Annotated in this window: 20 protein-coding genes; 12 read left to right on the plus strand and 8 right to left on the minus strand. The window is 53.8% G+C overall.

The features are described from left to right. Positions 1-216: 216 nt before the first annotated feature. Positions 217-624: a (R)-mandelonitrile lyase gene (locus GOW48_RS05530; RefSeq protein WP_170752022.1), complete on the plus strand. Its 408-nt coding sequence runs from the start codon at positions 217-219 to the stop codon at positions 622-624. 190 nt (positions 625-814) lie between these two features. Here GOW48_RS05530 and GOW48_RS05535 read toward each other — a convergent pair whose 3' ends face one another. From GOW48_RS05535 to GOW48_RS05545, 4 genes are all read right to left on the minus strand, one after another. Beyond that, positions 815-1,027, minus strand: coding sequence for a eukaryotic translation initiation factor eIF-2-beta/eIF-5 family protein (locus GOW48_RS05535; protein ID WP_170752024.1), 213 nt, complete (start codon positions 1,025-1,027; stop codon positions 815-817). Positions 1,028-2,523: 1,496 nt separating this feature from the next. Then, positions 2,524-2,970, minus strand: a complete 447-nt coding sequence (locus tag GOW48_RS05540; protein WP_234899371.1) for a helix-turn-helix domain-containing protein — start codon at positions 2,968-2,970, stop codon at positions 2,524-2,526. 18 nt (positions 2,971-2,988) lie between these two features. Then, positions 2,989-3,312, minus strand: coding sequence for a phage integrase central domain-containing protein (locus tag GOW48_RS22400; RefSeq protein WP_414478909.1), 324 nt, complete (start codon positions 3,310-3,312; stop codon positions 2,989-2,991). Positions 3,313-3,321: 9 nt separating this feature from the next. Further along, on the minus strand, positions 3,322-3,696 hold the full coding sequence (locus GOW48_RS05545) for an Arm DNA-binding domain-containing protein (RefSeq protein ID WP_234899373.1): 375 nt from the start codon (positions 3,694-3,696) through the stop codon (positions 3,322-3,324). A 280-nt stretch (positions 3,697-3,976) separates the two neighbouring features. Here GOW48_RS05545 and GOW48_RS05550 point away from each other — a divergent pair, with 280 nt between their 5' ends. From GOW48_RS05550 to GOW48_RS05590, 8 genes are all read left to right on the plus strand, one after another. Next, a complete protein-coding gene (locus GOW48_RS05550; protein WP_234899374.1) occupies positions 3,977-5,203 on the plus strand; it encodes a tyrosine-type recombinase/integrase in 1,227 nt (408 codons plus the stop codon). Further along, a complete protein-coding gene (locus tag GOW48_RS05555) occupies positions 5,203-5,943 on the plus strand; it encodes a hypothetical protein (RefSeq protein WP_170752028.1) in 741 nt (246 codons plus the stop codon). Before GOW48_RS05550 ends, GOW48_RS05555 begins: the two co-directional genes overlap by 1 nt. Positions 5,944-6,044: 101 nt before the next feature. Continuing rightward, positions 6,045-6,269 carry a helix-turn-helix transcriptional regulator gene (locus GOW48_RS05560; RefSeq protein ID WP_170485243.1) on the plus strand — a complete coding sequence of 75 codons (225 nt, stop codon included), beginning with the start codon at positions 6,045-6,047 and terminating at the stop codon, positions 6,267-6,269. Then, positions 6,266-6,640 (plus strand): hypothetical protein, encoded by a 375-nt coding sequence (locus GOW48_RS05565; RefSeq protein ID WP_170752030.1) that lies wholly within the window; start codon positions 6,266-6,268, stop codon positions 6,638-6,640. Before GOW48_RS05560 ends, GOW48_RS05565 begins: the two co-directional genes overlap by 4 nt. Continuing rightward, positions 6,637-8,997 carry a phage/plasmid primase, P4 family gene (locus tag GOW48_RS05570; protein WP_170752031.1) on the plus strand — a complete coding sequence of 787 codons (2,361 nt, stop codon included), beginning with the start codon at positions 6,637-6,639 and terminating at the stop codon, positions 8,995-8,997. The genes GOW48_RS05565 and GOW48_RS05570 overlap by 4 nt, the downstream gene beginning before the upstream one ends. A 130-nt stretch (positions 8,998-9,127) precedes the next feature. After that, entirely contained in the window at positions 9,128-9,664 is a 537-nt protein-coding gene (locus GOW48_RS05575) for a hypothetical protein (RefSeq protein WP_170752033.1), read from the plus strand. A gap of 753 nt (positions 9,665-10,417) precedes the next feature. Next, positions 10,418-10,624, plus strand: coding sequence for a cold-shock protein (locus GOW48_RS05585; RefSeq protein WP_170328727.1), 207 nt, complete (start codon positions 10,418-10,420; stop codon positions 10,622-10,624). Between the two features lie 71 nt (positions 10,625-10,695). Beyond that, the gene (locus GOW48_RS05590) at positions 10,696-11,709 is read left to right on the plus strand and encodes a fatty acid desaturase (RefSeq protein WP_170752037.1); all 1,014 of its coding nucleotides are present in this window, start codon (positions 10,696-10,698) and stop codon (positions 11,707-11,709) included. On the opposite strand, the gene GOW48_RS05595 is transcribed toward GOW48_RS05590, so the two are convergent. Both GOW48_RS05595 and GOW48_RS05600 read right to left on the minus strand, forming a co-directional pair. Then, positions 11,701-11,949, minus strand: a complete 249-nt coding sequence (locus GOW48_RS05595; protein WP_170334757.1) for a ParB N-terminal domain-containing protein — start codon at positions 11,947-11,949, stop codon at positions 11,701-11,703. The two genes, GOW48_RS05590 and GOW48_RS05595, sit on opposite strands and share 9 nt — an antisense overlap. Before the next feature lie 74 nt (positions 11,950-12,023). Next, the gene (locus tag GOW48_RS05600; RefSeq protein WP_170334759.1) at positions 12,024-12,713 is read right to left on the minus strand and encodes a hypothetical protein; all 690 of its coding nucleotides are present in this window, start codon (positions 12,711-12,713) and stop codon (positions 12,024-12,026) included. A 1,527-nt stretch (positions 12,714-14,240) separates the two neighbouring features. Between GOW48_RS05600 and GOW48_RS05610 the strand changes: the two genes are divergently transcribed. Continuing rightward, positions 14,241-15,026 carry a DEAD/DEAH box helicase family protein gene (locus GOW48_RS05610; protein ID WP_170752039.1) on the plus strand — a complete coding sequence of 262 codons (786 nt, stop codon included), beginning with the start codon at positions 14,241-14,243 and terminating at the stop codon, positions 15,024-15,026. Positions 15,027-15,240: 214 nt separating this feature from the next. On the opposite strand, the gene GOW48_RS05615 is transcribed toward GOW48_RS05610, so the two are convergent. Beyond that, a complete protein-coding gene (locus GOW48_RS05615) occupies positions 15,241-16,362 on the minus strand; it encodes a linear amide C-N hydrolase (RefSeq protein WP_170334764.1) in 1,122 nt (373 codons plus the stop codon). A 534-nt stretch (positions 16,363-16,896) separates the two neighbouring features. On the opposite strand from GOW48_RS05615, the gene GOW48_RS05620 reads away from it, so the two are divergent. Together GOW48_RS05620 and GOW48_RS05625 are read left to right on the plus strand one after the other, a co-directional pair. Further along, complete coding sequence (locus GOW48_RS05620; RefSeq protein ID WP_170752041.1) at positions 16,897-17,490, plus strand: ankyrin repeat domain-containing protein; 594 nt, start codon at positions 16,897-16,899, stop codon at positions 17,488-17,490. A gap of 14 nt (positions 17,491-17,504) precedes the next feature. Then, positions 17,505-17,984 carry a YHS domain-containing (seleno)protein gene (locus GOW48_RS05625; protein WP_170752043.1) on the plus strand — a complete coding sequence of 160 codons (480 nt, stop codon included), beginning with the start codon at positions 17,505-17,507 and terminating at the stop codon, positions 17,982-17,984. Between the two features lie 19 nt (positions 17,985-18,003). On the opposite strand, the gene GOW48_RS05630 is transcribed toward GOW48_RS05625, so the two are convergent. Then, positions 18,004-20,208: an adenylate/guanylate cyclase domain-containing protein gene (locus tag GOW48_RS05630; RefSeq protein WP_170752045.1), complete on the minus strand. Its 2,205-nt coding sequence runs from the start codon at positions 20,206-20,208 to the stop codon at positions 18,004-18,006. Positions 20,209-20,475 lie beyond the last annotated feature (267 nt).

The following is a 20,475-nucleotide window of genomic DNA, read 5'->3' on the forward strand; positions in this document are numbered from 1 at the left end:
TCGCTGCCAAAAAAGTGGACAATCATACCCAGAGCAGCGAATGACCAAATCGTCCGCAACTCGGACGTAGGTCCCGCTCAAACCTATGACCGGTTCCAATCGCGCTATGGGCATTCGACAATGATGCTCAGATTGCCGCGTCGAGCCGGCCCGCTTCTGGGTTTGAAATCGGAACTCTGCTAAGTCCCCAAGAGCAGCGCAACAAAGGAGCACATCATGGAGATTCACCGCGCCGGGGACCGGCCCTCTCAATTCCCCGGTAATGAGTATTTCACCGGCACCGTCCGCTTTGATCCTGTTGTAACAGGGAATGATCCCTCGCCAGTCAAGGTCCTTACTGTGACTTTTGAGCCTGGCGCACGGACAGCTTGGCACACGCACCCTGCCGGTCAAACGCTGCATGTTTTGTCAGGCTTGGGGCTGGCTGGATCTGAGGGGCAGCCAGTGCAGGTGTTGCGCCCTGGCGATACGGTGTGGTTCGCGCCAGGAGAGCGGCATTGGCACGGCGCGTCGCCAGACTGTGCGATGACCCATCTGGCTGTGCAGACGTCTGTCGAGGGCAAGACTGCGGATTGGATGGAGCATGTTTCGGACGAGGATTACGGCTCAGCGCGCGCAGAGTGAAGCACTTGAACCTTACCGAGCGGGTCGCCGCGGAGTGATCCCTCTAGGGCTTTGTCCTGACCAATTCTACGCCCATTTAAATGGATGCAGCAAATCTTTCGCCTCCAGAGCGCGGCCGTCGTTTCGCCCCTGAAAGACCCTTACTGCGTGTTTTAACTCTTCCGGCTTTCTGGCCTCATCAGCCAGCAATTTACCCTGCAAAATCCCATCGCTGCAGAACGTCTCTCGCCCGTGCCATTGTCTGCGCGTTGGCCACAAGGTCATGCGCTCCGTCGCGCAACTCCTCATCGAACAGAAAAGGCTCCTCGTACCCACATGCATTACAGGGGGCTTTCTCACCTGTAATCAACGTATCCGGCGATCCGCATTCTGGGCATCGTGCCTGGACGTCATCGTTGAACATATAGCGACCCCTCCTTTGTTTACCGATTGCCAGAACCGGGTCCGCCCGCCAACATCGCTGATTGGCGCATCCGCTTAAACTCGTCTGGGGTAACGGTCCCACTGCTGACATCGATACCTTTTGGGATGCGAGCTCTCTTGTGTCCGATCGCGCGAACGCTGCCCCTTGTTATCTCCAGACAGGTCGACTCGTAACATGTAAGCCCGCTTGTGTTGATTTGGATGGCAGTCTGACCGTTCGCATCAGTTACCAATGGGGCCTGGGACGGTGGGTTGCAGGCTGAAACCAGCAATGCGAACCCAGAATAAATCCATCTGTTCATATGAAATTCCCTTTTTCTCTAAAATAGGCTGGCAGCGGTTCAGTCAAATCTGTCGGGTGTCAGCTTCGAGCGCATAGAAGCCTCTCACGAGTATCATCGCTTGACCGAATGGAGTCCACTGTAGCAGCCTGCGGTCACACTTGCTCTGGGGTGAGAAGGTCACAACAGATTCCATGTAGAGCTTGTACATCGGGCAATGGACAAGAGAAGGCTTTCTGGCTCCCCACCAAAATTTGGGTTGGTGATGGACCTCTGAAGGTAACCCAGTTGCGATTATCAACGTGTCGTAAAGGCTGAAGCGCTCCAGTTGCGATATCGATCCAGGTGCGAGACCGAAGATTGACGGGATATGAATTACTCAATAATTTTCTGATAAAACTTCCACACAGAAAAACGTGGAACAGTCTGCCTAACTTTTGGTGCTGCTTGTTGATCAAAAGCTGCTTTCTGCGAGAAAGCAGCCTCCAATACTGAATATCCGTTACGCTTTTGCTCTACGCGAACCGATCAAATGGATTGTGTTCCTCCTCTGCTTCAGGAACCTGAATATTGCTGCGGTTGGTTGGGCTCCCGCCCAATGCGCTGACGTGTAAACGAAGTTCTCTCAACAGCGCCGCGCTGAGGTCCTGTTGGACCTGTACTCGAGCCCTCAGGATCCACGCCGATTCCAACAAGGCACGGTCGCTGTGAACCAACCAGGGCAATTCGTCTGCAAAGGCACGCCAGACGACCTTTTCAGTCTCGTTGAGATAATTCGGCGCCCCCCCCCGAGCTCGCCCAGACCTTCCGTTTCGTTTCGTTCTCTGTACCGCTGGGGGTCTTTCTTTGCGGCGCCTATCAGGATCGCCTTGCCAAGTGGTGTCTTTGGTCTGGGCATTCTGTGCCTCGAATTTCTGAATTGCGGATATGTGTAAACAGCGGGTGGGTCGGTGTGCAGAGCGAAAGCGATGATGATTGACCTACCCCCCCGTTAAGATGGTGCGCTGGCCTGCTCCTCAGTCGACCTTCATTGTTCCTTCGTATGTCTCTTTGCTTCTCACAGAGTGGTTAGTATTAGTGTTCCAAATCAGAACCGACCGATCGGAGAGAAACCGGCCTGACGGGTTCTGGTTTGGAACCATGGGAGGTCTTTGGGTTCTCAAACGTAACCACACAGGATGCTGACGGGTCCGTCTCAGAACCGCGTTTGTTTTTTGGGCTGCCAGAACCGCCAGTCGTTGGTGGCGGCTTTCTTGCCGGATCGGGTTTGCGTCGCCTTGGTCGTCAACCGCCACTCGTGGGCGCGCCGGTGATACCAGTTGCCTTCGCGCTCCAGCACAAGGAAGCCTTTGTCCTGCAACTCCTCGAAAGCACGCTGAACCGTGGCCTTGCCCAATCCCAGTATCTCTGCTGCTTCATTCATCGACAGAAAAACCTTGCCGTTGTTGCCGCCGTTGTAGCGGGAGTGAAGCTCCAGCCAGAGCTTCACTGCAGGACCGGACAGAGCCCGCCACGCCGGGGACTTGATCATGGCGTAGGGCAGATAGACGAACTGGCCCTCATCCGACCGTTTGCCATTGGGAGACCGCCGCTGGAAAATGCTCGGGCAAGGCATCCAGTTCGGGGATGTGACAGCCGACATGTACCCGGACGAGCCGGGTTAGGCCGGATTTGGACGCACAGCACCCAAGCGTGTCTCATGCCGCTCCACCGGTCGGAAATTGGGGTCTCTGACGCTCAAACAGCCATTGGATACCATCCCGGCAGACAGAGACGCAGTAGATACCATATCGAAAGAGTTCACCCTGGTAGTTCTCAGCGGTTTGGACTTTGCCACGTCGAGCACCGTCTTGATCCGCTGCGACAGTCGCTTTGCGGTTTCGTGTTTCTCGGTCCAGATGGGGGACAGGCACATCAGCACTTCAGGCTGATCAATGCTGTCCACGGGCATGCGACCGATCTTGGGGAACGCATAGTCACGCAAGGTATTGAGCTATTGCTGGCCATGCTTGGCATTCTTCCACGTGGGCAGGCGGTCAATGTGAACCTGGCGGCTGAGTTCTTCGAAAGTAGGTATTTTACGTTGGGCATTGAAGCGCGGGCTCAGTCCGGACTTTGCCATTCTTCGATATTCGAGGGCTCTTTCTCGCGCTTGGTTCAGAGTGACCACATCAGCGCCGCCTAAACCGAAGTCCGTTCTCAACGGTGCGCCCTTGCGGTTCTTTTGCCCTTTGACCGTTACACGCACAATACAGCGCCGTGCGCCCGAGGGATCGACAACAAGGTAGAGACCAGACCCGTCGCCATGACGACCCGGACAGAGATTCTCCACCAAATTCTTTGTCAGCTTCCCGCTTAATGCAGCCAATAAAATACCACAAATATACCACTTAATGAATCACACTGAAGGTAATTCAGTAAAATTCAAGCCTGCGCTAAGAGACAATAAATGCTTATTATCTATTAACTTACAGTAAGTTAAACATGCCACACTAACTCATCAAAATGGGTAGATGGCGGAGACGAAGTCTGCCGACTTGTGATCCAACTAGTTCCGATAAACTCCAAATAACCTTTTATATATAGCTGTTTGGTTCTTGCGGGTTCCAACACAATCCTTCATATTCTAGAAATTAATGGGGGACGATATGGCGGACGAAACCGGCACCATAAACGAGCAACGGCTGAAAAGCGGCAAGCATCCCGAGAAAGCTCTGTCTGCTGCGTTTGTTCGCACTGTATCTGAACCGGGGAAATATAACGACGGTCACGGTTTATTTCTCCGCGTTGACAAAAGCGGTGCAAAACGTTGGGTGCAACGTATCGTCATCAAAGGCAAACGCACGGAGTTGGGACTAGGCCCGTTGGCGCTCGTACCTCTTGCTGAAGCCCGCGAGGTAGCACTCGAGAACCGCAAGATCGCACGTTCGGGTGGCGATCCGTTGCGTGCGAAGCGAGAAGCTCAGTCGGTGCTGACATTCGAAGAAGCAACACGCAAGGTGCACGAAATACATGAGCCGTCATGGAGCAACAGAAAACACGCTGCACAGTTCCTCTCGACACTACAAACGTATGCTTTTCCGCGCATGGGTCGCATCAGGGTTTCAGAGATCAGCACGGCGGATGTTCTGGCGGTTTTGCAGCCCATCTGGTTGGAAAAACCGGAGACCGCGCGACGCGTGCGCCAACGCATCGGAACTGTTTTGAAATGGGCGATCGCACAAGGTTGGCGTCAGGACAACCCCGCGCAGAACATTGGATCCGTGCTGCCACGGCAAGACAAGACGCAGGCGCACCGCAAATCGATCCACTACAACGAAGTTGCTGGTTTCCTCGAAGCGGTGAAGTCTTCGGGCGCATTAATGTCGAGCAAGCTGGCTTTGGAGCTCATCATTCTGACAGCAACGCGATCCGGCGAAGCGCGGTTCGCTCGCTGGGATGAGATCAACATTGAAAATGCTGTCTGGACGATCCCTGCTGATCGAATGAAGGCCAAGAAAGAACATCGAGTTCCTTTGTCGCCGCGTGCTTTAGTTATTTTGGAACAGGCAAAGCAGCTTGATGACGGGTCCGGTCTGGTCTTCCCGGCGACAATGGTGGGGCGGCCGTTATCAGACAACACGCTTTCCAAGCTGACACGAGAACTGGGCTATGATGCGCATGTTCACGGGTTCCGCACATCATTCAAGACATGGGCGCAAGAACGCACGAATTTCCCACGCGAGGTTTCCGAAGCAGCACTCGCGCATACCATCAGGGATAAGGCTGAAGCAGCCTATGCCCGCTCGGACTTATTCGACAAGCGGCAAAAGATGATGGAAACCTGGGCAGCATTCTTGTCTGAGAGAGAAGCAAAAGTGGCGAGGATTGGATAGTGTTTGCACCTACAGGTTATAGCTCATTGTTCGATTTCTCTAACAGGCTTTATGCGAAACACATGTCGGAATTCCGTAAGACGGAGCAACGGCAGAAAAAAATCAAATTGCGTGATCTGGGCTTATCCGTCGAAATCTCCGCGCCTCCAAAGACACGAAACGACGCGTTGATGGAGTTTTCTGAGGCTGCTTGGGCGTTTATCGAGTACGAAGTTGATGTAGCTGTTCTTTCTCCGAGCGGCGCGGTACTACCTGCCGAGCTTTGGTTGATGTCAGTTTTTGATCCAACCAGCCCAACGGGCGCTTATGTTGATCTTCTAATTGGCACTGTCGGCTCTGGCGGTTACCCAAGTGAGTTTCACGGGAGGCCAGACGAGGAGTTTCCCATTAGTGATGAAGAGAGAAAACGCGAGAGACTGAACAAAATGACCAATTTGTTTGGCCCATTTCTCTTTTGTCCCATCTTAGTTCCCGAAAAGGCGGCAGACGATTTCATCGGAGACCCTTTTTTTGAAAACCCGAATTCAAACCAGGATCCAAAAGATTTGGATTTACATGTAGACGAGCCAGAGTTCTCAACTGTCTGGGAGTTCGTTCAAGAAGCCTTTCCGGACGGGAAAGGTTTGGCAACCTGGAGCTACGTAGAGGAAAAGGTTGGCTACTCTCGCCGGCATATTGTTCGGGCTGTCAAGGCAAACACAGACTACGAAACTTGGGCACGAGGTGGGCACATCCGTTAAATTGTTGAACGCCCACCCTGTGCCCATTTGCCCATCTGGTTGATGGGCAGAGAAAGCGACACCTTTCCAGCATGTTCCGCAACAACACAAGGACATGCGACATGGCATTGAGCAGCACACAGACACACGAGCGCTTCCAGCGCCGTCCGATGGTGGAGGAAATGACGGGTCTTTCCCGGTCATCGATTTACGCCAAGATGGATCCGCGAAACCCGCATCATGACCCGGATTTTCCAAAACCGGTTCGGCTCGGCAAAAGAGCGGTAGCGTGGCGCGAAAGCGAAATCCTCGCCTGGATGAACGACCGCGAAAGCACTGCCGCATGAGACATCCATCCGAAAACCCGCTCATCGAAATCTCTCCTTTTGTCAGCGACGGAGGTCAGTTGATCGGTCGCGATCCACGAGACATACCGGCCGAAGACTACATGGACAGACCTTTCCTCATCGGGCTTGAAGCAATCCGGGCAAAGTGTCTCGATTGCGCCTTCGATCCCAAAGAGGTGCGCAAATGCGTCCAGACGGATTGCCCGCTCTGGCCGCTGCGCATGGGGCGCGTACCAAAAGGCTACAGAAACGCCGCCGTGAGGGCCAAAACGTTGGGCAATCCATCCGCGGCTACCACCCTAGCCGAGCAGTTCGAAGCTGAACAAAATCCGGACGATGAGGCGGAAAATGATGCGGAGCGGGCGATATGACGGTCGTTATGCCTCTGTCTCCAAAGCCCGAACCAGCTGGCAATCATTTGCTCGCGAGAAAGCTCGCCGGAGCCGGTCTGCCCGTGTTTCCTTGCCTGGAAGAAGATCGCGGCACAAAGAAAGCCAAAGCACCTTACACGTTACGCGGCTTCAAGGATGCCACCACCGACGTAGCCACCATTGATCAATGGTGGCAACTTTATCCGGGCGCAGTCGTCGGTTTGCCGACTGGGGATATCTCCGGGCTGTCTGTCGTAGATGGCGATATCGACAAGGAAACTGGAGAAGCCGTTGGCGAAGACCAGATCGAGCAACTGTCGCTGTCGCATCCGGATGCTGTGAAAGTGCGCACGCAATCCGGAGGCGTTCAGTACTTCTTCAAACATGTAGAGGGCGTGCCGACTTCCAGCAAGAAGGCCGCCAACCACGTCGATACGCGCGGCGACGGCGGATACGTCATCGCGCCCGGATCCGTCATGGCCAGCAGAGCGGTGTATACCTACGAGGGCCGAAACCTATCGGCCTCCCTTGAGGCCAAAGACTTGCCCGATTTTCCGATCGACGCTTATCGTGACGCTGTCTTAGCAAAAGCGGCGACAACAAAGGGTCAAGATTCATCGACGCCGAAATTCGAAGTCATTGATTTCAGCCGAGCCCAAGCGACGGATGCCGAAACGTTGGAAGTGGCGCGGGCATTGCTTGCTGCCGCCCCGAACACTCTGATCCGAGAAGACTGGGTAAAGCTGGCCGTTTCGTTGCGAGTCGGTTTCGGCGACACGCTGCGCGATGACTTCATCGGCTTTTCTATGAAATATGCCGGTGGCGATTGCTCCGCAAGGGACGCCACTAGAGTTTGGAACTCGTCCAACAACCCACACAGCGTAACCTCCATCGCACCCGCACTGGCCTTGTTGAAACAGGCTGTCGGTGAGGCGGAAAACAAGGCAACCTGGCGCAGGGTTCTTGGCAATCGGCCTTTGGAAACATCTGGTTTTCAGGCACACCCTGATGCGCCTGAAACAGTCAACCTGAGCCACGATACCCTAGCGATCGCGCTCGGCGAGAGCGGATGGAATGAGGATGCGCGTTACGTTGCAGCCTGGAACAAATGGCTTTTCTGGACTGGCACGCACTGGGCGATTGACGATCGGCTGCAGCATATGACATTGACGCGGAAATTCTTGCGACAGCGTGCGGAAGTGCTAATCGAGCAAGCCGAGAGTGACGGTCAGCGCAAGAGGGCAGAAAAACAGGCCGACATCATTCGTGGAAAAACCACCGTTGCCGCCGTCGCAGATTTTGCCCGCTCAAACCCCGCAAGCGCAGCCAGCCCCCACGATTTCGACGGCACCCGAATGCTACTCGGCACCCCCGGCGGAACCGTCGACTTACGCACTGGCAAAATACACGCGGCACGCCGGGACAACATGATCACCAAGCAAACCGCCGTGGCACCAGCTCCTGATGGTACAGAACCGTCGCTTTGGTTGCAGTTTCTGCGTGACGTTTTTGACGGCGACACGGATGTAATTTCTTTCATACAGCGTGCGGCCGGTTATGCGCTGACGGGCATGACCAGCGAGCATAAGATGCTGTTTCTCTACGGCACCGGGAGGAACGGCAAATCTGTGTTTCTTAATACGCTCTTCGATCTCTTCGGCGACTATGCGCGTCGCGCCCCGGCGTCGATTTTCCTTAACTCTAGGTTTGAGCAGCACTCCACTGGTATCGCGGGACTACAAGGCGCGCGTCTCGTCGTCGGATCTGAGCTGCCAAAGGGCAAAAGCTGGGATGAAGCAACGATAAAGGATCTGACCGGTGGCGATAAACTGACTGCACGCCTGATGAAGCAGGATTATCTCGACTTCGATCCGCGGCTGACGCTCTTCATCGCCGGAAACAACTTGCCGTCTTTTGCTGGCATCGACGAAGCAATTCGAGCACGTGTCGTGCTGGTGCCGTTTACTGTGACGATCCCGCCCGAAAAACGCGACAAGACGCTGCCGGATAGACTGCGCGCGGAAGCCCCAGCCATTCTGCGGTGGGCGATCGACGGAGCTCTGCAATGGCAGCATCGCGGGCTCGATGTGCCAGACAGCATCACCGCGGCATCCAACGCATATTTCCATGACGAGGACATTCTAGGCCAGTTCCTAGAAGACGAGACCGACGCCGACACCGGTAGCTTCGTCACGAACAGCGCGTTGCATCAACGCTTCGTGCAATGGTGTGAGCAGCAAGGCCTGCAGCCCTGGACACAGCGCACGCTGCAAAAAGAGATGAAGAGCAGTCAATTTGTGAGCACGCGGCGCAACACGGGTCGCGGGTTTCTGCACCTCAAATTGAAATTCGGGTGACGAAAGTGATGGAAGTGACGCTATTACCTTTTTGCGACGTACGCGCGAGATCTCACATGAATCTCAGATACGTCCTACATAGGTAGAACCGTCACTTCCGTCACTTTTGCCAATTACTGGAGAACAGACGATGAGTGAGATCGAGAAAGACCGACCGCCAAAACACGACCTGTTCAGTTTCAGCCATGACGAAGACGGCGTTTTGCACGTTGCACAGCATGGCGAGGACGCAATGAAAAAGATCCTCGGCAGCGAGAGCCCTGCCGTTAACGAAGGCCTCTTCCTTCAGGGATACATGACCCTCAAGCCTACTGAAGTCGAAGACGGCACCACAGACATGCGGGGATCTATGCCCGCGATCGTCCGAGAAATCGCGCCGCGCGACGGTGTCGAACGAATGCTGGCGGTGCAAATGGCAACCACGCACGTCGCTTTGATCCGACAAGGTGGCCGCATGGCGAATGCCGAGCAACTCCCTCATTTCGAGGCGCACGAACGGGCATACAACAAGCTTGCTCGAACCTACACGTCTCAGGTTGAGGCGCTCCGCAAATACCGAAATGGTGGAAAGCAGACGGTTACCGTACAGCACGTCAACGTAGAAGATGGCGGGCAGGCCATTGTCGGTAACGTTGAGACCCGGGGGCGGGGCGCACATGAAAAGTGACGGCAACCCCGTGAGCAAGGCACATGCAGCGCCAAGATGCACGGCAAAGTCAAAACGAACTGGAGAGCGATGCAAGGGCCCCGCAGTAAAGGGGTGGACGGTATGCCGGTTCCATGGTGCCCGCGGCGGCCACGGCCCCGGCAAGGCCAACCCGGCTTACAAACACGGGATGCGGACGCGAGAGTGGGAAGAGATGCGCAAGGCGATCAACGATTTGGTGCGGATGAAAAAAGATATCGAAGAACTGATATCTGAGTGATCGCAGTCATTTAATGTCGGCTTCTTGTTCCAAACCCGTCATCTGACGAAATGAATCAGATGTCGCCTTCGAGCCCACTTGGACCGATGCTGCGCGATGCCCCAATTGCAGCAATGCGCAGAAAGCGGACTTTGCAAAGTCTCGCCAAGGCACCAAAACGGACGCTTATCGCTGTCTCGTATGCAGCAGGATAATTTCCCAAAAATGATCGTTAGTCTTCTGTGCCGCTGACCCAAGCCACCTTCAAGTTTGGATCGAAGAGCAACGGTTTCACCTCTACTTGCCTAGTTCTAAGCCAGACAGGCTCAAATTCTCTGTTGTCCGCCAAAGCATCAAGGCTTGTATCGTGCGTAGTCGAAGTCCATATACACGAGGCTTACGTTTTTCTTTTTCGACCTGCTGTCTCCCCAATTCGGCGTTCAGTCTTTCGATTCAGACCGACCACGCCGAGTCGCCGCAATGATGCGGGCGGCACGTATTAGGAGACTTCCACCATGGCAAATGGCACAGTAAAATGGTTCAACTCAACCAAAGGTTTTGGCTTTATCGAGCCTGAAGATGGCAAGCGCGACGTGTTCGTGCATATCTCAGCAGTTGAACGTTCCGGCCTTAGCGAATTGAAAGACGGTCAGAAAGTTACTTTCGACGTCGAAGCTGGCCGTGACGGACGCGAAAGCGCCGCCAATCTGGCACTCGCCTGACCTTTCACGGGCACCCATAAGGGTGCCCGTTTGAACAATGGGCGACTATAAGCCGTCGGAGACCAAGTAAGTTGCAACCTAAAGACTGGACGCGGGTGCTCGCGCAGTACCGTGTGCCCGATGCGAAGCGCAGTGTTTTTGAACTTGCGATCACTGTTTTCCCCTTATTCGCGCTATGGGCCCTAGCGTGGTTTGCGTTGTCATTCAGCGTCTGGATCGCAATATTTCTGGCCATCCTGAATGCCGCATTTCTGGTCCGTATCTTCATCATCATGCATGATTGTGGTCATGGATCTTTCTTTAGAAGTCGCCGCGCATGCAATTGGATCGGCCGGGTTCTGGGTGTTCTTACCGTTACTCCCTATGACGTTTGGCGGCAAAGCCATGCGATTCACCATGCCTCAACCGGTAACCTTGATCGGCGTGGTATGGGTGACATCCCTACATTGACCATTGAGGAATACCTGAAACGGAATTGGTTCGGGCGTGCCGCGTATCGTCTGACCCGGAACCCCGTCTTCCTGTTCGGTGTTGCGCCGATCTATACGTTCTTTATTCAATACCGCTTACCTGTTGGCTTCATGCGGTCGGGCTGGCTGTATTGGGCAAGTGCGATGGGAACAAACGCCGCAATTGCAGGGTTATTGGCTCTGATTTTATGGGCCGGAGGCTTTGAGGTGTTGGCGTGTGTTTTCCTGCCAACCGTGATTGTCGCATCATCCATTGGTATTTGGCTTTTCTACATTCAACACCAGTTCGAACACACGACTTGGGATCGGGAAGAGGGCTGGAACCTTCAGAACGCCGCGTTCTATGGCAGTTCTCACTATGCCCTGCCAGGCATCCTGCGGTGGTTCTCTGGCAACATTGGTGTGCACCATGTTCACCATCTCGCCAGCCGCATACCGTTTTATCGGCTAAACGAGGTTTTGCGTGACCATTCTGAGTTGGAAGATTGCCAGCGTATTACTTTATTTGAGAGCCTTCATTGCGCACGGTTGCATCTTTGGGATGAAAAAAGTCAACGTCTGCTGACATTTTCCGAGGCTTTGTCGAACGCCAATTCCAATAGGTATTTAGTGTAGTCTGGCGCGGACCAGATAGGCTTCGACGGTATCACCTCCTAGGGCGCGAATGGCCTCTAATCGGTGAAGGCCTTCAATCAGCACGAACCTCTTGTTGTCCGAGCGTATCTGGATCGGGGTCTTCTGGCCGTTCTTCAGAATATCTTCGGCCAGCGTCAGCACTTTTTGCTGATCAAGTGTTTTTGCACGTTTCACAGGTACATAGATCAATTCAAGCGGATATGGTCTTTTCTCCAACATAAGCTACGTGAGTAACCTTTCGTGCACTTGTTCCGGTTCGGGTTTCGCTTCAAAAGCAGGCGCTGGAACGCACGTCATAGAACCGAACGAACAGCGTCGCGCAGTTCCTGATGCATGATCCAAGTTGCTGGCTCATCGTCACTTTCGATGTGAGAAAAGGCCAGGACCTGGGCGGCGCCATCATTCTGTGCCGATCCGGCTTCGGGAAGTTCGAGTTCCAGATATTCAGCAATTAATAGTCCGATTTTCTTGAAGACCTTGATGCAGGCCTCGCGCGATTTGTAACAGGCTGCCTGAGACAAGTGACCAATAGTCAGACCTTCCTTGCCTGCGATTGTAAGTGCTTTGAGCATTGTTACCTGCGCAGGGGTGAGCCTGATCTGGCGTAATGCCTCTGCATATTCTCTTTCACTGGGAACGAAGGTGCCGGAGTTTCCCTCCAAACGGCGTTGACCGCTTCGCTTCCTGTCTCGTTCTTCGAGAATTTCTTTTAAGGCTTCAATGGCCAATGCTGGTGTTTCGCCAACTGCATCGGCAATCATTGCCTGCGTTTTAGCCGGTGGCTTAGGAAATGCCCGTGCAACACTATTGCCGCTCAGAACGCCAGCCTTAATCAAGTACTTTCCAAATTCTTCTTCAATCACTCCTGATACGTCAGCGTTCCGCGACTTACGAACACTGCGGTCCTGAAATGCTCTTTGTTCCAGACCATGAGCTGACATCTTTGAACCGGGAAGAGTTACTTGAGGGGCATTTTTACGCATCAGAGAAACACCACGGTAATTATCGCCACAACACACACCGCTGACGCAATAGATATCTTAATCCTGTAGGACCGGCGACGCGCCTTTTCGGCTTTGAGACTTTTACCCAGGTTTTCGTCAATCGAGTTATAGTTCACGGCTTAGTCCTTCCGGATTTGTCAGGCGACTTTGGTTTCCACTAACTTATTGTCGCGGCACATTTTCGGTGCACTGGTCGTTCTGTCTCGTGAACGGCCGGTTACATTCCCAACCATCACCTCTTCGATTCAAATGAGCGTTTGAAGGGACAAGGATCGCAACGCACTTGTCCCGGTTTGCGCGAAAACCACGTTCGCATTTCCATCCGGAATAAGTTTCAGGCGCGAGGTATGCATGCTGTGGAACTGCCACGGGCTCACAGCCGCTATCCGCTGCCCTATAACCTCTGATGCACACCCAACCATCCGCGCTGTTTTTGTCAGTCAGGCGGCCGTTGCTCGGGACATTTATCGCAACACAATCCTGGTTCTCCTTACGAAATCCCCAGTTGCAGTGTATTTCCTGCACGCCAAACCGGGTTTCGACGTATCCATTTTGAGGTGCCATCACTTCTTCACAGAGTTCTCCGACACGCTGGAACAGCCGATTGCACTCCCACTGATCTCCGGTTGATGCAAGATAGGCATTTTCAGGAACTCTTATTTCCTCACAGAGTTCTCCAACATTCTGGAAACCGTGATTGCATTCCCAGCCGCTACCATAGGAGCTACCCGTCAAATATGCGTTTTCTGGTACGTCTGTTCTTTGGCACGATCCGTTCTTGTTTTCGAAACCTTCGTCACAAACCGATCCATCGGCATTGCCTGCGACTTGGGCAGGAAGCTGCGTTCCTGAGAGCAACACCAAGAGTGTCGGGATCAGACAAAGAATGCAGCGCGTAAACACGATGAACGACTGATTGAAACTGAGCCTGAGACCTGATCTATCGGGCATCAAGCACGCAATTTAAGAGCCATGTGCTGTTCATACGGCGCCTTCTTTCATGGGTCACGCGATGACTGGAGCACGTCAGGTGACAGTTGCAAATGCTTGCGAGGAACGAGCTCATAGCGAAGACCCCAGCGGAACCCGTTCCTATGCTGAGGCACATGCTACAATTAGTCTGAAGGCCATTGGATTATCGTAACCGGCAGCATCGCGGCAGCGAGTAATTTTTTACCAATACACACTTGTCGTTCCTAGTCTGTGAAGAGTCAAGGACGCACGCTCGTCAAGAAGCGTGTGCTGCGGAATGGTCAATTTTTGAGACCGGCGAGTTATTAGGTGGTTAAGAGAGTAACTGAGAGGCAAAATTCACTTTGGGGCAATTTAGGTTGACAATTCATCTGTGAAATCGCCGGATTTCTTGGGCAACAATCTTGGAGGTGGTGAACGCTCGCCGCTCCAGCCTATTGCCGACACCGAACTAGGAGATTCGCAATTTCTATCGACAGTTTTGCGGACACTGAGATTGGAAGACACCTGGCCGACGCTGCACGTCGTTGCCGCATGGTTTTCTTCACTGGATTACCAGCATCAGGAAAGTCATTCCTGTTGCGTCAGCAGATATCCATTTCGGTCTCCTTGGGACGTCGCGTGCATATTATGCGTTGGGATACAGGTCTCGCGGCGTTTCAGACCGAAGACATACTCGCAAAGTATCCAGATGTTTCGGATGGAACTCATCCGTTGATCCGAAAGGCAGCCGGGCTGTGGGGGCGGAAAGCCCTGGCGCGATGGCTGGCGAAGCATGCCGACCCCACAGACATGATTGTCGGTGAAGTCCCTATCATCGGAAACAGGTTTTCAGAGTTCATCCAGACGCAGCCGGATCAGATTGAGCCTGCCTTAGCTTCAGAGGAAACCAAATTCATTTATCCGGTTCCCACAAAGGGCTTGCGTGCCAATCTCGAAGCTATTCGAAGGTCTACGTTTGCGAACCCTAAACATCCTGATGAGGCCAGGGACGCGCCACCATCCACAATGGAACTGGCTTGGCGTTTGACGTGTGCCAAGGTCGCAGAATTGGGTTTGATCTCTGAAGCGGACAGTCATTCTCCGTACGAGGAGATGATTTATGTGCGGTTTTTTGAGCACCTACTGCAACACCGAAACGCTATCAGAATTGGGGTTGATACAATTTATTCAAATGCCGGTTCAGCCCATGACCTAGATGCGAACGTCTTAGAAATCAGTGCTAGCTCAGGCGATGTAAAGTACGCAATCGCAGAGGTAGAGACTACTTTTACAGCCGAAGAAGCCGCCCGAGAAGTTGAAAACTGGTATCGGGTGTAGCCCTCGTGCGAAAGTTCGCTCTTTGGCGTTTTGGAAACTGCAAAGTCTAACTGTGAACGTCCGGTTTGGGCTGCCTCCAGTCACTAGTGCGAACAGTGGTGAACGCGGCTTCGAGCCTAGCGCCGGTAACTCGCTGGAGCGGTAAACCCTCCATTCCGAAGTTTTATTGGGCCGCAGCTAGCGGTGATGCCGCCACGGCCCACGTGGTAAAACGTCAATTCGTTGGGGTCACATCGATTAACGTTGGTTCGCGATCACCGCTGGTTTCAAAGACGATCATCTCGCCTCCCATAGCTCCGAAGTCAATCTGCTTCATATCAACCATGTGCACCGTTCGGTCGTACATCGTGTGATAGTAGTAAACGAGGTTCAGGGAGTCCGCAGCGGTTGTGATCTGTGTTGCGCTGTAAAGTAGGTCATCCGACTGCACATCGTCTTGAGCGCCCTCAGCGGCATCGGCAGGAATGTTGAAGTTGTCCAGTATTCGGAATGCCTCGCGTACGGTGTCATAGCCACCTTGCGTCTCCCGCGCTGTCTGGGAAAAGGCGACTGCGCGGACAAACCGGGATGGGGGTGTGAAGTCGCCTGGCAGTCCTATCATACCGCTCCCAGCGCCCAGGGGCGCGAAAGTAACGCCGCTTGCCTCAACTTCGGGAAGCCCAAGAGCCGACAGGTTTACATAGTTGTTTAGGTTCGTCATGTGCCAATCGTAGTTTGGCGAATTGGTGATCACGCCAAGCGGGGCATCGAAAACCGTCAGGTCACCATCAATGTACTCGACGACGATCCTTCCGCCGAACCGGTCAGCAACCAACATATGAAACGGGAATGGAAATCCTAAGGTCTCATCCACGACCCCGACGACACGGACATTCGCCAACCCTGTGGCAGCCTCTTCAACTGTCTCAAATTGGGAAAGGACATAGCTGGCGAGCAAATCGCCGGGAATCGTGTTGCCGGAAAGGTCAGGGTCGTACTCCTGATACTCGGTGAAGCCGGGCAGATAAAACAACCCGGCGGTCAACCCAGCTTCGTTGATCCCATCTGCGGGAGCCCCATGATCCAACATGCTGATACCGACCATTCCAAATCGGCCGGTCCAGTTTGCTCCGTCTTGCCCATCTGGCATTTCGCCTGCGGTGTAAGTGAAACCTCGCGGAATAATGTTGATCTTTGTCTCAAGATCGAACGGCCCCCATTCGGCGGTCCTTGCGCGAACGATGCTTCCATCCTGCCCTGTCAACATGATGCCAGTGCATCCCCAGGCCATCGATACTGAAGCCACAAAGGCTATGGTCGCTTTTGGTAATATCCGAAATAACTCGATATGACGCATGGTCGTTCTCCAATTGGACTGATCTGATCTCATGAACTCACTCGACCAAGCTACCACACCGGTTCTCAAGTTGAATGAAGTTTGCATGATCTTCAAATAGGCAAGAAAGTCCGCCTATTCCGTCCGCCGGACTTTGCAAAGTCCGACTCTGAATGTCTGGTTTGGGCTGACTACGGTCCTTTGGAGAAAAAATGCGGATGGCTGCAAAGTCCACACAGCGGTCGCTCGCGACATTTCGGCGAATGTCCGCACCGAGCCCGAAGCAGACCTTCTCGACCAGTAGACCACGCCGTTGCAGCATTACTGCTCGTTAACCGGAGCGCCGCGGCGCAGATTAAAGACCAAACACTCATGCCGGCTGCGGCGAAATTCGGAGGCACTACGTCTCCATCGCGGACAAAACACTCGTTGTCTCTGGGGCCGCTGCATGGACTAAACCCACTCGATCGGATTCGTCTTTAACACCGCAGCGAATAAGCCGTCGTTGCGCGAAACAGCGGCTCACTGTAGACTTCAAACAGGGGAGGTAGATCCATGCGTTGGATTATTACCATCTTTACAACGGCATTCTTTGTACTTGGGCCCGCTCAAGCAGGTCAGTTATTCGATGCAGCAAAGCAGGGTGATACAGCGACCGTTAAGGCTCTGTTGGAAAGCGGTATCTCGGTTGATGAGCGGGGGCCGAACAAGGCTACGCCCTTGATCGCTGCTTCGTTGGCGGGAAACACCGAAACCGCTGCGGCTCTGATCGAAGCAGGGGCTGACGTGATGGCGCGTAACCACAGCGGCTTCACTCCACTTCACGCGGCTGCCTTCGGCGGTAAGATTGAGACAGCACAGCTGCTTCTCGCTAAAGGCGCAGACGTGAATGGACGCATCAACAGGGCCGAAAAGTCACCCATCTTCATGGCGGCCGATGAGGGTCATATCGAGATGATCGAGCTACTACTCGACAACGGTGCGGATATTGTGACACTCGATAACGATGGCTTTTCGGTTCTAATCCGAACGATGTTCCGTAAACACTATGATATCGTTGGGCTGCTGAAGCAGAACGGAGCCACATGCCCGCCGCCAGACGCCTTCGGCCCGGAATTTCACCGCCTGTGTTTGGAGGCAGGCACATAAGGTAAGGTCAAAAAATGAACATTCGACTTCTGATGAGCGGGCTGGTTATTGCAGGCATGACCACGAGTGCGCTGGCGGATGAGCCCATCAACACTGGGCCTTTCGGCGATGTTGCAATCAAAGGTTATGATACTGTTGCCTATTTCACCGAAAGCCGAGCGGTAAAGGGGTCAAGTGAGTTCGCATATGATTGGCTTGGCACGCCGTGGCACTTCAACAGCGCGGAGAACCGCGAACTGTTTAAGTCTGACCCAACCAAATACGCTCCGCAATACGGCGGGTATTGCACATTGGGTGTCGGCCTTGGGGCCAACGCATCTGAAAATATCGACCCAGTAAATTCCTGGCGGATCATCGATGGGAAGCTTTACTTTATATCGGACCCGACCGGAGCAGAAATGCTTGACCACCCAGAAGGGGAGGCGGTGATCGCCAAGGCGGATGCGAATTGGGAGAAGACCAAGCCGCTGGCAGCCAAGGATTACTCCAACTGACGCGCACCTCGGATGATGGTCATCCGCCAGGTCTAAAGTGAAACAGAATATGCGGGTTGATGTAGCTGTAAGGCGCGCTCGCCCCGACCTCTTCTTCGGCATTTTTGTAGACCATGCCACAAGCCGGGCGACCAAGCGAAAGACCGGGTTGTTGCAAGCACAATATGTCATCTTTCACAAATGCCGATCCAGTGACAAACAATGTGGATGCGCGTAAGGCCATACTTCCGTTCTCTGAAATCTGCATCAAGCCGGGTCCGCGGCCTTCGAAGTTTCCCTGCCATACGTTGCCATCGATCAGAGCAGTAATCGCGTCGGCAGATAGCTTTTCGCGCGCGCCAGGTTGAAAGTCGAAGGGCCATTCCTGCACGCCCGCAGTCAACATTGCATCAATGATCCGATCGAGTTCTTCCTGCTTCCGAAAATGCGCAAACAAGACCTTGTAGAGTTGCGCCGAAGTATGTGGAGCAAATTCGGCCACCTCGTCTGCAGTTGCTTGCGCCTTTTGCGTCTGGCCAGCCTCTCCATAGGCGGCAGCGAGGATGTTAAAGTAGTCTTCAATGCCTTGAGAATTGCCTTTTATCTCCTCAAGGATTTCTACGGCACGTTGGGGACGCCCTGTCAGAATATAGGACAAGCTTGCGATCTGACGTGCATAGCCCGGCAATAGTGGGTTGAGACGCAGAGCCGTTTCGAAATTCTCGATCGCCTCTTCATGTCGTCCGTAGAATGTTTGCGCAAAGCTCAGGGCAAGATAGGCAGATGCTTCACCGGGGGCCTTCTCGACAGAAAGCTGCGCCGAGCGCATCGCTTCCTCATACCTTCGATCCACAGTCTGCAACTCGCTTAATACTGCAAAAGGCATCGCCGCATCGGGATCAATTTCTAAGGCACGACCGGCATGTTCGTAGGCGCGTTTCCGGGCGACAGGAAAGGGCAGCACATCGTCATAGTTGCGGCGCATGATCAATGCCTCGGTGCGGGCCTGTGCCGCGAATGCCCTGGCAAAAGTCGGGTCGATTGCGGTTGCTTCCGAATAGAGGCTCAACGCTTCGCGCAGCTTGGGCCGAAAGCCGCTGCGAGCGGCTTCTTCGGCTCTGAGAAAGAAGTCATATGCTTCCAGATCCGTTGTAGGTAGGCGTTCGATCCGCTCCTTTTCGGACACACTCACATCCACACCAAGTTGATCAATGATCTCGTTTATCAGGCCAGCCTCCATGGAGAAAATATCGGCTTCGTCTCGCTCCAACCGCTCGGCCCATACTGTCTGCCCGCTGCTCACATCTGTCAGCCGCGCGTTGACCAAAAGCCGAGTTCCCGCTCTGCGCACGCTGCCTTCGAGAACATAGCCCACCCCCAACTCGCGACCGATAGACCTGCTGTCGATTGTCCGGTCCCGATAGGAAAACGCGGTGTTGCTGCCGATCACCATCAGCCCGGCGACTTTCGAGAAATCTGTAATCAGATCGTCCGTGAGCCCATCTGCGATGTAGCGTTCCGCGTCTGGCAGCCCGAGGTTTTCAAAGGGCAACACGACGAGAGAAGGCAACCCGTCCTCTGCCGCGATGATTTCACTTTCAGCGCCGCCGAAAAGGGCAACTATGCCATCACGCAATATAAAAGCGGCACCTGAAAGAACCGCTATTACCACCACCGCCGTGACAGCGCCTCGAACTTTGAAGCGAGACAGTGAAGTGTATTTCGAGCCATTCGGGTCCGCCATCCGAAATACCGTGAGAGGCTCAGGTATGTTTTTGACCCGGTGGACTCCCGCAGATTCAAATGGCTTACTGACTTTGCCGCGCGTGTGTTCGTAAACCTCGCGCGAGATGCAGATGCCTCCGGGCGTAGCTAGGGGTTCCAGGCGCGCCGCAATGTTAACACCGTCTCCGTAAATGTCGTCGCCATCGATGATTAGATCTCCCAGGTTGATACCAATCCGCAATTCGATACGCTGGTGGGGATCAATGGTGTCGTTTCTGTCCTTAACCGCCTCTTGTATCTGGATCGCAGCCTCGACTGCATCAACAACGCTTGCAAATTCGGCCAGCAGTCCGTCGCCGATAAGCTTGACGATCCGCCCGTTCTTTTCATCTATCAAACGGGTGAGGATGTCTTGGCGCACCGTGGTCAAACGTTCGAAAGTGCCCACCTCATCCTCGGCCATCATACGGCTGAAACCGACTACGTCTGCGGCGAATATGGCGGCAAGCCTGCGTTCCAAGGTTTGCCCCTCTCCTCCAAAATGCGGGCAGCACTGCGAAGTTAACACTAAAAAAAACGTTACGGAAACTGCGCTCGCTAAAAATATTTGGCTGGGCGGGTGCTTGTCTTTCAAAGGTACAGTGGCGCAACAAGCCAGTTGTCTCCGCAGCAGCATAAGGCAGCTTGCTCCGCATTTGAAACAATGTATCCGAGCGAAGCGAACGGCCTGATAAAGTTTTGGCCTATATGCATGATTTGAACGTCCGGTATCGAGAAATCGTGCTGC

Source organism: Ruegeria lacuscaerulensis (assembly GCF_013033355.1).
Taxonomy (GTDB): domain Bacteria; phylum Pseudomonadota; class Alphaproteobacteria; order Rhodobacterales; family Rhodobacteraceae; genus Ruegeria; species Ruegeria lacuscaerulensis_A.

Bases quoted from the DNA above. Each gene is read 5' to 3' on its own strand.
- GOW48_RS05585 (WP_170328727.1), top strand. From the start codon at position 10,418: ATGGCAAATGGCACAGTAAAATGGTTCAACTCAACCAAAGGTTTTGGC.
- GOW48_RS05570 (WP_170752031.1), top strand. From the start codon at position 6,637: ATGACGGTCGTTATGCCTCTGTCTCCAAAGCCCGAACCAGCTGGCAAT.
- GOW48_RS05535 (WP_170752024.1), bottom strand. From the start codon at position 1,027: ATGTTCAACGATGACGTCCAGGCACGATGCCCAGAATGCGGATCGCCG.
- GOW48_RS05595 (WP_170334757.1), bottom strand. From the start codon at position 11,949: ATGTTGGAGAAAAGACCATATCCGCTTGAATTGATCTATGTACCTGTG.
- GOW48_RS05620 (WP_170752041.1), top strand. From the start codon at position 16,897: ATGCGTTGGATTATTACCATCTTTACAACGGCATTCTTTGTACTTGGG.
- GOW48_RS05550 (WP_234899374.1), top strand. From the start codon at position 3,977: ATGGCGGACGAAACCGGCACCATAAACGAGCAACGGCTGAAAAGCGGC.
- GOW48_RS05600 (WP_170334759.1), bottom strand. From the start codon at position 12,713: ATGCGTAAAAATGCCCCTCAAGTAACTCTTCCCGGTTCAAAGATGTCA.
- GOW48_RS05565 (WP_170752030.1), top strand. From the start codon at position 6,266: ATGAGACATCCATCCGAAAACCCGCTCATCGAAATCTCTCCTTTTGTC.
- GOW48_RS05610 (WP_170752039.1), top strand. From the start codon at position 14,241: ATGGTTTTCTTCACTGGATTACCAGCATCAGGAAAGTCATTCCTGTTG.
- GOW48_RS05560 (WP_170485243.1), top strand. From the start codon at position 6,045: ATGGCATTGAGCAGCACACAGACACACGAGCGCTTCCAGCGCCGTCCG.
- GOW48_RS05575 (WP_170752033.1), top strand. From the start codon at position 9,128: ATGAGTGAGATCGAGAAAGACCGACCGCCAAAACACGACCTGTTCAGT.
- GOW48_RS05540 (WP_234899371.1), bottom strand. From the start codon at position 2,970: ATGTCGGCTGTCACATCCCCGAACTGGATGCCTTGCCCGAGCATTTTC.
- GOW48_RS05625 (WP_170752043.1), top strand. From the start codon at position 17,505: ATGAACATTCGACTTCTGATGAGCGGGCTGGTTATTGCAGGCATGACC.
- GOW48_RS05530 (WP_170752022.1), top strand. From the start codon at position 217: ATGGAGATTCACCGCGCCGGGGACCGGCCCTCTCAATTCCCCGGTAAT.
- GOW48_RS05615 (WP_170334764.1), bottom strand. From the start codon at position 16,362: ATGCGTCATATCGAGTTATTTCGGATATTACCAAAAGCGACCATAGCC.